Here is a 15,628-nt window from a genome sequence, read left to right as displayed (position 1 = left end):
AAAACCCTTTTATTTTCTTTTTTTTAAATATCTTATTTTTTTTACATTATTTGAGTATTATTATTTCCTTAAATTTCTCCATTTAGTAATAATATGATTAATTATAAATATTGTATTAACGTAAATAATAATTATATGCATATTTTTATTAACATATGTATTATTAGTGAATAATTTTTTATTAATATTTATTAATTCACTTTGTTTATTAATTGAAAGGAGGAATTTTTTGCAAAAAAAGATTAAAGATTCGTTATTATTATTGACCTTAATCTTTGTGTTAGTAATATCTGTTTCTTCGATTTATGCTGAAGATCTGGATAATTCGACTAATGATTTGGCTGTTTATAATGATGATGATTCTATTTCAATTGAAAATCAAGATGACGGATACGGCGATGTATCCGTTATAAGTGATGAGAATGAAAGCAGTTATGCTAATAGGGGTATAGCTGCTGAAAGTAACGATGATACGTTGGGATATGAGACCTCTACTTCTTCAGCTTATATAGACTTTGATCAAGATGATTTTACTATTAATGAGGGAGAAAGTGTAACAATCACCGGTTTTTTAGTAGACAGCAGCGGCAGCGATCCTGGGGGACCGGATTTTCCTTTAACTGTCTATATAAATGGGGGTTTTACTGCATATAAAGATTTAAATAACCATAGATTAACCTATACTGTTGATTCTTCAAAATTATCTGCTAGCGATACACCTTATAAGATTTTATTCAGGGCTGAAGAAGGTCCGGAATATTCAGGTGAATATCTTGATGGGTATGGTGGCCCTGAAGTTGTTGATTCATGGGTTTTCATCACCGTCAATTCCAACACACCGGAACCTCAAACCTTAACTGAAGCATACGTTGATTATGCTAACGGGGACGATGCTAATGATGGTGTCACTGCAGAAACAGCATTCAAAACTATTGGTCATGCGTTAACAGCTGTTGAAGACAATGCTATTATTTACATTGCTGATGGTGTAAATTACTTGGATGATGCTGATGTTAATGGATTAGAAGTTCTTAAAAACGTTACCATTATAGGTATGGGTAACAATGTTGTAATCGATGCCAGAAATGCCGGAAGAATATTCAAAATCCAAGCAGAAAATGTATTATTGTCCAATTTGATATTCATAAATGGTGACGTATCAAACGCTTCCGATAAACGTGGCGCAGCCATATGGGCTAACAAAACTACTTTAACAATTGACAACTGCCAATTCATCAACAACACTGCAGGTTCAACCGGCAGTACATATGGAGCGGCTGTCAACTTGAAAGCAACAACCACAACAATTAAAAATTCATATTTCGAAGGAAATTCCGCAGTATACAGCGGCGCTGTCAATGCTGAAAAAGGAAACATCTTATTAAACGTTTCAAATTCAGTATTCACAAACAACCAAGTTTACAACACCGGTAACTATGCTGTCGGCGGAGGAATCTGCGCATACGGCCAAACAATAGTCGACCGTTCAAAATTCTACGGCAACAAAGTAACCAAAGACAACAACGGCAGATCCATCAAACAATACGACGGCTATCTGACCTTAACCAATTCCATCATTCTAGACGGTCTCGGAGCGGTCAACATTAAAGCACCGGCAAACGCTACCTTAGAAAACAACTGGTGGGGTCAAAACGACACAACAAAAGACCTAACTCCTACAGAATTAAACTTAACAAACGCAGAACAAGCAGGTTCATACGCATACCTTAGCTTATCAACTGCAGCTACAACCTTTGAAACAGGCAAACCTATTACTATTGATGTTAAATTGGTTTCTCAGGATGCTGCTTGTTTAATTGATGTTCCTGCAACAGTTTCATCAGATGACGGAACCTTTGATGAATATACTTTAACACTTGTAAACGGTAAAGGTGATGTTGCATTCACAAGCACAAAAGAAGGTTTAAATTCAATATCCGTAAATGTTTTAGGCATTACAGATAAACTCGAATTAACATTTGAAGAGGCTTACCCTGTAGGCCAACTTGTAGATAAGATGGTTGAAATCGACAGCGGTGTTGTTTCAGGTAATGTGGAATATGTTGCCGTCAATCCATGGGCCGCTACCAGCCAGCTTGTTTATGTTATTCCTGAAAATGTTACAAACATCAAATCTGTAATAGTCATCATTAATGATTATTCCGGAAGCGGCGCTCAGACATATGGTCTTTACTCCAATGTAACCCTTAATACTACAAATGGTTTTGAAGTACTGGCATTCGATACCTTGAGAATGGACGGTTTCCCATCCTTCACTAACGACCCTAATGTATATGGTTTCAATCGCCACACAACCAGACAATATTCAGATTACCAGATGGTGTTTGACATTACCGATAAAGTCAGTAACCTAAACCCTGGAGATACAATAAATATTGGAGTTAAAAATACAAAAATTTCAGATTTACAATTTGACGGAAGAATTAAATTAATCAGTTTATTATTTGCATATGATGACGGTGATGATGATAATTACACCTACTGGTTGAATGCAGGTCAGTTGTGGACACAAGGCAGCGAAAGTTTCAACATAGATACCAGCGGCTATTCAGGTAAAGATAACAATATTACCATAACAAGCGTTGGTCTGTCTTCACAAATCGGTGCATTCAAGATTAACAATGTAAATGCCCAACCTACTTCTGTTGTTGGCGGGGATTACTATTTATTTATGAACTGGGATAATATTGCTCCTTTATTCAATAAAGGACAGGATACCAGTTTCTTCTTCACATGTTCCGATGTAGGATTATATACTCCGTCATATAAAGCCAATGTGGTTTTATTGGTTGCAACCGAGCTTGCCAATGAGCCTGTTTTAACTGAAGTTTATGTTGATTATGCCAAAGGTTCAGACGATTACCTTGGTACTACCGCATCCGCTCCTTTCAAAACCATTGCTCATGCATTAAGTGTAGTTGATGATAATGCCATTATTCACATTGCTGACGGTGTCAATTATTTGGATAATGTTGATGTTGACGGTTTAAACGTTCTTAAAAACGTCACTATCATGGGTATGGGTAACAATGTTGTAATCGATGCCAGAAACGCTGGAAGAATATTCAAAATCCAAGCAGAAAATGTATTATTGTCCAATTTGATATTCATAAATGGTGACGTATCAAACGCTTCCGATAAACGTGGCGCAGCCATATGGGCTAACAAAACTACTTTAACAATTGACAACTGCCAATTCATCAACAACACTGCAGGTTCAACCGGCAGTACATATGGAGCGGCTGTCAACTTGAAAGCAACAACCACAACAATTAAAAATTCATATTTCGAAGGAAATTCCGCAGTATACAGCGGCGCTGTCAATGCTGAAAAAGGAAACATCTTATTAAACGTTTCAAATTCAGTATTCACAAACAACCAAGTTTACAACACCGGTAACTATGCTGTCGGCGGAGGAATCTGCGCATACGGCCAAACAATAGTCGACCGTTCAAAATTCTACGGCAACAAAGTAACCAAAGACAACAACGGCAGATCCATCAAACAATACGACGGCTATCTGACCTTAACCAATTCCATCATTCTAGACGGTCTCGGAGCGGTCAACATTAAAGCACCGGCAAACGCTACCTTAGAAAACAACTGGTGGGGTCAAAACGACACAACAAAAGACCTAACTCCTACAGAATTAAACTTAACAAACGCAGAACAAGCAGGTTCATATCTATACCTCAACCTGACAATGTATGCCAAAGGTCTTGAAGTAGGAGATGTCGCTACAGTTAATATTAACTTATTCACTAATGAAGGCGGAAATACAAATGTAATAGACCTTCCAGTGACTTTTGTTCCAGTAAACGGAACATTAAATAAAGATTCCATAACCCTTGTAAACGGCCGTGACGGTGAAGTCGAATATACAATCACAGGTGTTGGCAACAATTCCGTTACAGTTGACATTTTAGGAATTAAAGAAACAATTTCCCTAACTCCTGAAAGCGTGATTTCAACCGAAGTCGTTTATGTAGATTATGAACACGGTTCAAACAGTAATTCCGGTACTAGCTGGGACAGTGCTGTTAAAACTATTGAAAAAGCAGTTAAAATTGTTGACAATAATGGTATTATCTATGTAGCCAATGGAGTAGTTTATTTGGATGATTCAACACCTGCAACAGGTATTGCCGTCACTAAAAACATCAAAATCATTGGTCAAAGCATAGAGGCTGTTATTTCAGGTAACAATGCAAAAAGAATATTCAATGTAAATAACGGATTCACTTTAACCATTTGCAATTTAACATTAACTGAAGGTTACAGCACAGCTCAGGGTGGAGCTATTTTCGTAGCCAACGGCGGAGCTGTTAACATTTCCGATTCTGTAATTTCAAACTCCCGCGCCAACAGCGCCGGCGGAGCGATAGGTTCAACTCAAGGTTACATTAACAACATCAATAATGTTACCTTCATCAATAACTACGCAGGCAATATGGGTGGAGCTATCGGATTAAGTTCCGGTACAGCTGCCAACTCAGGAATAACCATTGGAAACAACAATAAATTCATCAATAACAGCGCATCCCATGTAGGTTCTGCAATAGGTTCATCAAACCCTCCTATAGTCATTGGTAAGAATAATCTATTTGATTCCAATAGAGGACTCACATCCAATGGTAGAGGTACTGTTGGAAGTAATAAGATCACTCTCGGAACAGGAAATGTATTTATAAATAACTATGCAACCCAAGGTGGAGCATTGTTCGGCAATTTAAACAGCGGATCTGCAACAGGCAGCTACTGTTTCTTCATAAACAATACTGATGCCAACGGATATGCTTTACGCCAGTACGGTAATAAGGCAAATGTATTCACACTGGAAAACTGTTATTGGGGAACAAACACTCCTGATTTCAATACTATTTATAACAAGGCATTTTATCATAATGCTTATCTTGTATTAGATGTCAGCGCCGATAAGGAAGAGGTTCCATTAGGGGATTCAGCAGTAATCACAATTGACATAACCAAAAATCAGAATGGTGCACAAGTTGATGTCGATTCACTTCCGGCAAATGTTCCTTTAACATTCACCGTAATCAACGGTAATGTCACTCCGGAAAGTACTGTGCTCGTAAAAGGAATTGCTTCAACAACATACGCTCCAGAAAGCTTTGGTGACGGTTCAGTTACCGTTAACTTATATTCAGTAGCTGAAACAGTGAACTTCACAGCCCCACGTCCTGATGTGGTAATTAGTAGTGTTACAACACAATGGTCTAATGGTATTTTTGCTGGAGTTAATAATACATTCACTGTTAAATTAACAAACAACGGTGGAAGTGATGTTGAAGATTTAGTTTTAGAAGTGTATTCTAATGAAACTGGTGAATTGTTAGCAAATTACACTATTGATTCATTAGCCACAGGCGCCACTTCAATTGCATTGACTGATCCTACTGTACGTCCAATAACTGAAGAAACCGTATGGCCTGAGGCTCAAAACCACAAGATTAAATTCACCTTCAATTTAAAATACGCTGGCGAAATAATTTCAACAGTATCTGCTGATAAAATACTTGCATATGACGGTTATTTCAACAAAAGCTATGCTTACGGTGGTCATGATAATATTATTAATAGAAATTACACTATTAATGGTGATATTATTGTCGCTACTCACGATGCAAGTTACTATGCAGACCAATTCATAAGATTTAGAAACGAGACTTGGAACATTGAAACACCGGAAGGTGCTGAAATTGTAAAAGTCTTATTATATTTCGCATATAATTGGGATACTTCTTATTATCCAAATGGTTGGAACTTAACATTTAATGATCGTGACATTTTAAATCAAAATATCAGCTATGAAATGGACAGGGGTAATTTAGGATACTACGGCCCATATAATTACGGTCTTGTAGTGTTTGATGTAACTGAACTTTACAATGTCAATGATGTTAACTCTTTTGTTATAAACAAAACAGGCAATTGCGCATTATATCCTTCCACATTATTTGTATTATATAATATGACTGATAGCGATTCAATTACAGATGTATACTTCAGTGACGTATGTGATGTATTCTATCCATATTATAATAAGCTAGGATATGACGAATTGCTCAAAACAGTTATCAACTTCAACGACATTGACTTAACTAATTTAGATAGTGCAACATTATACGCATTCGGTGGATCGGGTGGTTATAATGATGCTGATTTAAGCTTCAACGATTTGTATGTTTCAGATGCATACCCATCTTCTTCAGATAAGGAATGCTGTCCATACATCTTCAATGTAACTAGCGGAATTTCACAAAACAATGTTGCAATGTTTATAACTAGTCCAAGTTCATCAACTGTTGTTGCATATCAACAAGTTTTAGTTGTAAGTAAAAAATTAACACCTACAGCTATTTCAACCGATATTGTTAATGGCAGTGAAATCTTTGTTGGAGATAATTTGGATGTTGCTGTCAGTGTTGATCCTGATGTTAATGGTACTTACAGTCTTTGGATTGATGGTGTTTTAATAACCGATTATGGTGTTTTAACTGTTGTTGATGGTGAAGGTAGTTTCATTATCCTTGCTGAGGATTTAACTATCGGAGACCATAATATTACTGTTCAATTTGATGGTAATGGATATTATAAAGCATCAGAAAATGCAACTTATGCAATCACTGTATCCAAAGTAACCAACTATGAAATGTTGCTTGATGCAGGAAATTCCACACCATTAGGCAGTGCGGTTAATATCACAGTAACTTTACCTACCGATGCCAATGGGGGTATTGTATTTGTAAGTATTGATGGTGTTAATTACACTGCAACTGTTGTTGACGGTAGTGCGGTCATTGTTGGTCCAGACAATTTAGCTAGTGGCAATTACACTTTCACCGTTACTTACACAGGTGATGAAAAATATGCTTCTATCGATAATATTACAACAGTAAGCATTGCAGAATCTGCAGAAGTAGTAATTGGTGCTAATTATACTGTCTGTGCTTTAGATGATGGTTTTGCTGTTCATATTATTATTAATACAGACCCAGCGATTACTGGTAATTTAACTGTTAAATTCAATGGTAATGAATATCCTGTTGAAGTAGTAAATGGTACTGCTAACTTCACATCCATGAAAGTATACTCCAATAACTACACAACAGATATCATATACGCAGGTTCTGAAATCTATAAAAACAGTTCAACCACTATTAATGCTGTAGTTAAAGCTAGCAAAGTAAGCAGAGTCAATGACTTTAATTTCTACTACTACAACAATGATATGGGATCTGATTCCGAAAAAGGAATATCCCTAATCAAAGTTGTTGATACTGATGGTAACCCAATCAAGAAAGCTACTGTAACCATCACTATCATGGACAGGTACAAATTGAAAGTTAAAACCGATGCTAATGGTATTGCTAAATTTACAAAAGCATACAAACCAGGAACATACACTGTAACTGCTACACACGACAATAAAGTAACCAAACTTGGCAACTTAGTGCTTAAGAGTGTTGTCAATGTCCCTAAAGTCACTACAGTCAAAAAATCCGCTAAATCCACTACCCTTAAAATCACATTGAAAGGTACTGGACCAATCAAAGGAAAAACTGTAGTCGTTAACTTCATGAAGAAAAACTACAGGGTCACAACCAACAGCAATGGTGTTGCTTTATTCAAATTCACTCCAGACATGGTTGCAAAACTTGGTGTAGGAAAAACCTACAAAGTCAGAGTAACCTACAGGATGGACAGTGTAGCACAAAGCGTTAAAATAGCAAAATAAACAATATGATGGAGAAAAATGATTAAATGAGTCAAATCATTTTTTCATTTTAAACACTCCATTACTTTTTTATTTTTAAATTGGGAGATGAATTATGAAATATAAAAACATTTTTTTGACATTATTTTTAGTTTTATTAATTTGTCTGACAATTGGTTCAATTTCTGCTGAAAACATTACTGATGATTCCTTTAATAATGAGTTAATGGAAATCAATTCTAGTTCAGATGATTTTGACATGGAATTGGAAACAGCTGACGATGCCGAAGATTTATCTTCATGTGTAAATCAGGAAGTTTTTTCTGCAACAAATAGTGACCCGCTGCCAAATATTGAGACAGGTTCAGTTTCCGGTGGTGTTGATTTTACTAGTGTTCATCCATGGGGAAAAAGCGATTCTGTAAATGGTAATAAGGGGAATATCAGTTATGACATTCCATCTACTGCAAATATCAAATCCGCTTATGTTTATGTAAATATTTACTCAGGAAGTGGTGGAACTAACTATGGATCATATGCAAATACAAGTATAATGACCGCAAATGGAATACAGCTACTTGGCAGCGAATATTTATGGACTTCCACATCTTCAACTGATGGGGTTAACTATATTGTAAATGACCACACTACCAGATGTTATTCTGATTATATGATTTTTTATAATGTCACAGATATTCTTCAGGGATTAAATGGAACTTCCGTATCAATAGATGTTCTTTCATATCCTATTGTCGGAAAAAATTTTGATGGAAGAATTAAGTTAGTTTCATTGTTTGTTGCTTGGGATGACGGTGACGATGATGTGATTAATTACTGGTTTAATGCAGGTCAGGCATGGACAGACGATACTGTCAACGGATTAACTCATTCCTTTAATTTAAGCAATATTGATCTTTCTAATAAAAAGAGTTCTTTAATTAATGTTGCACTATCAAGTGCCGATGCGGTGTATAAAGTTAACAATGCTCCTCTCTTTTCTGAAAGTGAAGACGATGTTTATATTAGTGGTGCTTATTATCAGTATCACTTATGGGATGTAACAAATTATGTTAGTGGTGACGAGTTGAATTTCACATTTAAAGCAGTTGGGGGAGCTTATGGTCCTTCTTTTAAGACAATAGTTTCTATTTTAACAGTTTATGAACCTAAAGCTAATGTATCTATTTGTATGGCAGATAATAATAAAAATATTATTTATCCTAATTTAAATAACACATTAAATGTCGATATTAATACTAATACGGCTGGCAGATATGTTGTTAATTTATTAGCTGATGGGCGCATTGTCAATTCAACTGTTGTAACTTTGAATAATGGTCTTAATTCTTTAAGTTTGATTGACCCAACCATTAGGCCATTAAATGAATCTGCTAAATATATTGGAAGTTCAGGTGTTTATGATAAGGTTAGTTACCAAGTCCAAGTGAAATATGCAAATGAAGTAATAAATACAACTTCTTACGATGCCACTGTTTTGTATAATGGTTATTTGGGCAAGGACACTTACAATGAAAATAGTTTGGAATCATTCTATAATACTACAGTTAGCGGTGACATTGTTGTTTTAACTGATGGTACTTATGCAGGTTCTTCAGCTTCATATGGTTCTGTTAATTTTGATGTTTGTATACCAGTCAATTCTAACATTGTTAAAGCGTTCATATATGTGCCTTACTGTTGGGCTAGCGGAGGCAAGGACAATATTGACATGTTCAATGTTACTTTGAACGATAATGCGTTGACTCCTGTTTTCTTTGCTCGTGACCAAAGCAATCTGAATTCCAACTCAGGCTATGGAGTAGTTGTTTATGATGCTGGAAATTATCTCATCGATGGAAATAATGTCTTTAGTTTGAATAAGGATGCGGTGGCGGTTTATCCGACAACCTTGATTTACATGTACAATACTACCGGCAGCAACATCCTTAAGGACATTTACATTTCCAATGGAGCCGATTTGTTAGGAGTTTTTGGCGGTATTAGCCATCCTATGCATGTGGATTCCATAATAAATGTTGATTCATCAGATAGTATTGATGCCACAGCTTATATTTTTGGAGCTGGAGCTAAAGAAGGCAGGGCAACTATTGTTATTAATGGCGAAAGCGATTATAATGCATGGAATACAAATTTAGACAATCAAATCAATGTTTACACTAAAAACATTAAGGATACAGTTGGAGATAGCAACTCCATTTCTTTGATTCTCAACAATAACATGTTTTTAGCATTACACCAAATCATTGTTGTTTCTAAAGAAGTTGTCAATGTGAATTCGTCTGTTAAAGTCGCAGACTATACTAAAAATATTGTTTATCCTACTTTCGCAAACGCTTTAACTGTTACCGTTAATACTAATCGCGCAGGCAAATACTCTATTAATTTATTGGCTGATGGCATCAGTGTCAACTGCACTGAAATCAACTTAGGCAATGGAGAAAATACTTTAACTATTGTTGATTCGACAATTAGGGAATTTAATGATTCTTCTAAATATTTTGGAAGTTCAGGCAGTTATAACAAGGTTAATTATCAAGTTCAAATAAGTTTTGCCAACGAGCTTGTTGATGAAAGTTCTTGTGAAGCAACTGTTTTGTACAATGGTTATTTGGGCAAGGATACCTATAATGAAACTAGCTTGGAATCATTTTGCAATATCACTGTCAATGGTGACATTGTGATTTTAACCAACGGCACCTATGCAGGCTCATCAGATTCGTATGATTCAATCAATTATTCCGTTGTTTTACCTGATAGCTCCAGTTTCGTTAAGGCGTTCATATATGTATCTTACTGTTGGGCTAGCGGAGGCAAGGACAATATTGACATGTTCAATGTTACTTTGAACGATAATGCGTTGACTCCTGTTTTCTTTGCTCGTGATCAAAGCAATCTGAATTCCAACTCTGGCTATGGAGTAGTTGTTTATGATGTCACAGATTTCATTGTAAATGGTGATAATGTCTTTGATTTGAATAAGGATGCGGTAGCGGTTTATCCGACAACCCTGATTTACATGTACAATACCACAGGAAGCAATATCATTAAAAACATTTACATTTCCAATGGAGCGGATTTATTGGGCGATTCTGGAGGAACCAGGAATACAATTCGCGCAGATTCCGCCATCAATGTAGATGCTTCAGATATTATTGATGCTACTGCTTATATTTTTGCTAACAGTGCTCAGGATGGTGAAGCAATTGTTGTGATCAATGGCGAGAGCGAAACTCATCCATGGAATGGAAGCTCACAATCAACTGATTTGTATACAAAAGATATTACAAGCAGTATTAGGGATAATAATTCCATTTCAATAATGTTGAACTCTGGAGGTTTAACTGTATTGCAGCAAATCATTGTTACAACTAAGAATGCTCCACCTATTTCCACTAAAATCACAGTTCCATCTGTAGCAGTGGTTTATAGCAACAGTAAAAATTTAGTTGTCACATTAAAAGATATTGATGGAAATGTAATTGCAAATGCAAAACTTACTATGGTTTTAAATGGCAAATCAAAAAAAGTGACTACAAATTCCAACGGAAAAGCCACTTTTGCTATTTTAGCCAATTTGGTTCCTAAAACTTATACTGTGAAGGTTACTTATGATGGCAATGGCACTTATCTTAAATCATCTGCAAGCAATAAGGTTGTTGTATCTAAAGCAACTCCAAGATTCACAGCTAAAAATAGTGTTGCATACACTTTAAAGGCAGTTAAAAAATACACAGTCGTTTTAAAAACAAATAAAGGTCAAATAATGAAAAATGCTAAAGTCACAATTAGGGTTAACTGTAAGAATTATATAGTCAAAACCAATTCAAAAGGCCAAGCAATATTTAAATTTACCAATTTGTCCAAAAAACGAACTTACAGTGCAATTGTCAAATATGCTGGAAATACTTACTATAAGCCAATAAGCAAAACAATAAAAGTAATTGTAAAATAAGTGATTTACTCACTTATTATTTTTCTTTTTTTTACAGTTCATGAATAATCTTATTAGTTTCGTTTTCTAAAAATAAATCCATGAAAGTTTTTGGAATTTGTGCAAGTCCTAGAAATAGTACGACTGAATATGCTTTGAAAAATGCTTTGGACAAGCTTTCCAATCATGATTTTGAAACTGAAATGTTTACTTGCCGAGGCAAGGAAATCAAACCCTGCATGCATTGCGACTATTGCTTGGAAAACAAGACATGCATCATCGATGATGACATGAGGCAGGTTTATGAAGGCCTTCAAAGCGCTGACGGGATTATTTTAGCAACACCCGTTCAAAGTGGTGGAATCAGCAGCAACTTGTCTGCCATTATGGATCGTACACGTGCCCTGGAAGCCATTGATTATAACCTTTTAAGGGGAAAAATAGGGATGAGCATTGCTGTGGGCGGCGACAGAACAGGTGGTCAGGATTTTGCTCATTTGAAAAATGTAACATATTTCATGATACATGGTATAATTCCTGTAAGTGGAGGTCCTTTCGGTTCCAATTTGGGAGCTTCTTTCTGGTCTGATGATTCTTTAGATAAGATTAAAGAGGATGATTATGGAATGGAATCATTGGATAGGACTTTAAATGAATTTGAAAATTTTTTAAATAAATATATTTAAATATTAAAATCAAGTTATATTATTAATAATTAATTTTTAAAGGTATATTATGGCAAATAAGTTAGTACGGGGCAGTTTGATTATTTTTATCGGTAACATAATTTTCCGTATTGGAGGTTATGTGTACCGTTTTTTAATGGCTACATTACTGGGTCCTGTTAATAATGGTATTTTAGGGACCACAATGTCCGTTCAAGGTATTTTTCAAACTTTGGCCTCCGGAGGTCTTCCTCCAGCTATATCAAAATATATTGCTGAATATGAGGCAGTTGAAGACCATAATATGGCCAGGCAGACAATTTATACGGCATTAAAAATCATGGTTTTCTTGGGTTTGGCTTTGGGATTTTTAATGATTTTTGTCATTGCTCCACTATTGGCTAACAATTTCATGGGCAAACCTGAAGTTATGGTTCCTTTACAAATTATAGGTCTTATTACTCCATTCAGTGTTGTTTTAGGCGCATTTAGAGGTGCATTTCAAGGAGTATATAAGATGGAATATATTGTCTATACCCGTGCAATTGAGCAGTTGTCAATGATTTTATGTGCAACCGCATTTGTTTTAATAGGATTTTCTGTTATTGGTGCCTTATGGGGTACAGTTATTGGTTATGCCCTTGCTGCAGCCTCTTCAGTCCTGATATTTAAATTTTTCATGCCGAAATATATTCCCCAACCTAGTGAAGGTTTTGTATTTCCATTCCGTGAAGAACTCAAATTGGGTATAATGTTAGTGAAATTCTCTATTCCGGTTATCATTACAGCAATTGCAGAAATGCTTATTTATAATATCTGCACTCTTATTATGGGTAGGTTTTTGACATTGGAAAGCATCGGTTTTTTCACAGCGGCAGACCCTATCGCCAGATTGCCTTTAATGATTTCTATTTCTGTAGCAACTACAATTTTACCGGCTTCCTCTGAGGCATTCAAACTTAAGGATATTTCAGCACTTCAAAAATATGTCAGTGAATCTTACAAACTTTCATTATTGTTTGTGGTTCCAATGTGCATTGGTCTTGCTTTATTCTCAGTACCAATTTTAAGATTGCTTTATTTCCAAATTCCTGCTTATGCAGCTGGTGCTCCTGCTTTGGCAATATTGTCTGTTGGAATGACATTTTATTCCATTTTTGCAATATCAACCAGTATTATTCAAGGTATTGGAAATCCTAGAATTCCTATGTACATTTTAATATTTGGTTCTATTACTACTGCAGCTCTCTGCTGGGTATTTGCTCCGATTTTGGGAATTGCAGGTGGTGCAGCTGCTACAACTATCGCCTGTTTCTTAATGATGATTCCTTGCATTTACTTTGTATTCAAACTCACTAAAACAAAAGCGCCGACCAAATCTGTTTTTAAAATATTGTCTGCAACCCTAATCATGGGTATTGCAGGACTTTTAATCCCTAAAACAACCTGGTGGTTATTCCCGGGAATTTTCATTTGTATGGTTGTTTATTTCTTTGCATTAATCTTAGTTAGATTTTTCACACAAGAGGATATAGAAACCTTAAGGAATTATTCATCTAAATTAGGTCCTTTATCTTCCATAATAAATAAGGTATTAAATTTCGTTGAAAGAATAGAATTTAGAAATAAATAATGAGAAACTTATTTAATATATGATTGATATAAAACTAATCATTATAATTGGGGGATTATAATATGACTGATGTAAAAGCGGGAGTTGAATACAAAATTAATGTTGATGGCAATTCTTTCTTATTGGACAGTAAGAAGTTTCAACTGTTGGAGTCTATTTTAGACACAGGATCTCTTACTGATGCTGCAAAATCTGTAAAGGTTTCTTATAGGACAGCATTGAACTATATTGAAAAAATTGAATCATCCTTAAATGTTAAGATTGTAAACACCACCAAAGGTGGAAAAGGTGGTGGAGGAGGAACAACCCTTACTGAAGAGGGATACTCCATTTTAAAAGAATGTAAAAAAATCAACGCCATTATGGAACTTCATAAGGATGTTAATGAAATAGAATCCGAAATCATCAATATCGATGATGCTAAAGGTGTCATGACTATTAAGATGCAAGAATTTGAGATTAATGCACCATTAAACAGAAACTATGAAGTTGGAGATAAACTATTGGCGTTAATTAGTTATGATAATATCTTCCTAATGTTGGAACCCCAAACTTCTAGCATTCGTAACATTTTAAAAGGCCAAATTGTCGAGATGAAACTTAAAAACGAAGTTATTCGTGTTAAAATCGATGTGGGTGGCGTTAATTTATGTTGCGATATCACTCTCTCCGCTGAAAAAGAATTGAATCTTAACATTGGCAAGGAAGTCTATGTAGGATTCAAGGCAATGTCTGTAGCTACTTTGAAATTGTAAGTTTATGGTGATTTTATGTTAAGAATTTTAGTTGATGAAGATGAATGCATTGGTTGTGGAAATTGTTATGATATTTGTCCTAAAGCAGCTAAAATTTGGAAGATTGATACCGTTGCACATATATTGGATTTAAGATATTGTCATGTTTGCACATTATGTGCAATGGAATGCCCCGCAGACTGCATTAAAATTATACGTCCCGGCGAAGATGAGTGAATAATTAAAGCTAAAATTGATTATTTTGTAGGTTAGATTATGAGTAGAAATGCGAATGTTTCAAGAAAAACTTCAGAAACAGATATTACTATAAATATGGACCTTGACGGTACAGGTGTATACGAAATCGATACAGGCGTAAATTTCTTCAATCACATGTTGGAATCATTTTCAAAACACAGTATGATTGATTTGGAGCTTAGAGCATCTGGAGATTTGGAAATCGATGATCACCATACCATCGAAGATGTGGGAATTCTGTTAGGCGAGGCTTTCTTGCAGGCTATCGGTGACAAAAAAGGAATTAAGAGAATGGCCCATGCTATTGTTCCTATGGACGATTCAGTTGCAACTGTCGCAATCGATATCAGTGGCCGCAGCTACTGTAATATGAAGCTTGATTTCAGAAATGAAAAAATTGGGGACATGTCATCAGATGTCGTAATCCATTTCTTCGAATCATTCTCTAGTTCTGCTAAATTGAATATTTACGGAACCGTTGAAGGAGTAAATGACCACCATAAGGCTGAAGCCGTATTCAAGGCATTTGCCAAATCCTTAAAAGAAGCTATTAAAGTGGAACATGATCAGATTCCTTCTACAAAAGGTGTATTGTAGATAAATTCACCTATCTTTTTTATTTTAATT

The 15,628-nt window shown here is 35.4% G+C and carries 7 protein-coding genes; all 7 read left to right on the top strand.

The window, feature by feature from the left end:
- Positions 1-229 precede the first annotated feature (229 nt).
- The 7 genes from Q0W25_RS00220 (at position 230) to hisB (ending at position 15,598) form a co-directional block, all read left to right on the top strand.
- On the top strand, positions 230-7,780 hold the full coding sequence (locus tag Q0W25_RS00220; RefSeq protein WP_298517401.1) for a DUF3344 domain-containing protein: 7,551 nt from the start codon (positions 230-232) through the stop codon (positions 7,778-7,780).
- Between the two features lie 94 nt (positions 7,781-7,874).
- Complete coding sequence (locus tag Q0W25_RS00215) at positions 7,875-11,732, top strand: DUF3344 domain-containing protein (protein WP_298517398.1); 3,858 nt, start codon at positions 7,875-7,877, stop codon at positions 11,730-11,732.
- 80 nt (positions 11,733-11,812) lie between these two features.
- Positions 11,813-12,397, top strand: a complete 585-nt coding sequence (locus tag Q0W25_RS00210) for a flavodoxin family protein (RefSeq protein WP_298517395.1) — start codon at positions 11,813-11,815, stop codon at positions 12,395-12,397.
- Between the two features lie 49 nt (positions 12,398-12,446).
- Entirely contained in the window at positions 12,447-14,009 is a 1,563-nt protein-coding gene (locus tag Q0W25_RS00205; RefSeq protein WP_298517393.1) for a flippase, read from the top strand.
- Positions 14,010-14,071: 62 nt separating this feature from the next.
- Positions 14,072-14,764, top strand: coding sequence for a TOBE domain-containing protein (locus tag Q0W25_RS00200; RefSeq protein ID WP_297827840.1), 693 nt, complete (start codon positions 14,072-14,074; stop codon positions 14,762-14,764).
- Positions 14,765-14,779: 15 nt separating this feature from the next.
- Positions 14,780-14,980 carry a 4Fe-4S binding protein gene (locus Q0W25_RS00195; protein WP_297827838.1) on the top strand — a complete coding sequence of 67 codons (201 nt, stop codon included), beginning with the start codon at positions 14,780-14,782 and terminating at the stop codon, positions 14,978-14,980.
- Between the two features lie 39 nt (positions 14,981-15,019).
- On the top strand, positions 15,020-15,598 hold the full coding sequence (gene hisB, locus Q0W25_RS00190; RefSeq protein WP_298517389.1) for an imidazoleglycerol-phosphate dehydratase HisB: 579 nt from the start codon (positions 15,020-15,022) through the stop codon (positions 15,596-15,598).
- Positions 15,599-15,628 lie beyond the last annotated feature (30 nt).

Origin of the sequence: uncultured Methanobrevibacter sp. (genome assembly GCF_947166415.1) — an archaeon.
In the GTDB taxonomy this organism is placed as follows: Archaea; Methanobacteriota; Methanobacteria; order Methanobacteriales; family Methanobacteriaceae; genus Methanocatella.
The sequence above is the reverse complement of the archived record's forward strand: the minus strand, read 5'-3'. Positions and strand labels throughout refer to the sequence as shown.

Bases quoted from the DNA above. Each gene is read 5' to 3' on its own strand.
- Q0W25_RS00215 (WP_298517398.1), top strand. From the start codon at position 7,875: ATGAAATATAAAAACATTTTTTTGACATTATTTTTAGTTTTATTAATT.
- Q0W25_RS00195 (WP_297827838.1), top strand. From the start codon at position 14,780: ATGTTAAGAATTTTAGTTGATGAAGATGAATGCATTGGTTGTGGAAAT.
- Q0W25_RS00205 (WP_298517393.1), top strand. From the start codon at position 12,447: ATGGCAAATAAGTTAGTACGGGGCAGTTTGATTATTTTTATCGGTAAC.
- Q0W25_RS00200 (WP_297827840.1), top strand. From the start codon at position 14,072: ATGACTGATGTAAAAGCGGGAGTTGAATACAAAATTAATGTTGATGGC.
- hisB (WP_298517389.1), top strand. From the start codon at position 15,020: ATGAGTAGAAATGCGAATGTTTCAAGAAAAACTTCAGAAACAGATATT.
- Q0W25_RS00210 (WP_298517395.1), top strand. From the start codon at position 11,813: ATGAAAGTTTTTGGAATTTGTGCAAGTCCTAGAAATAGTACGACTGAA.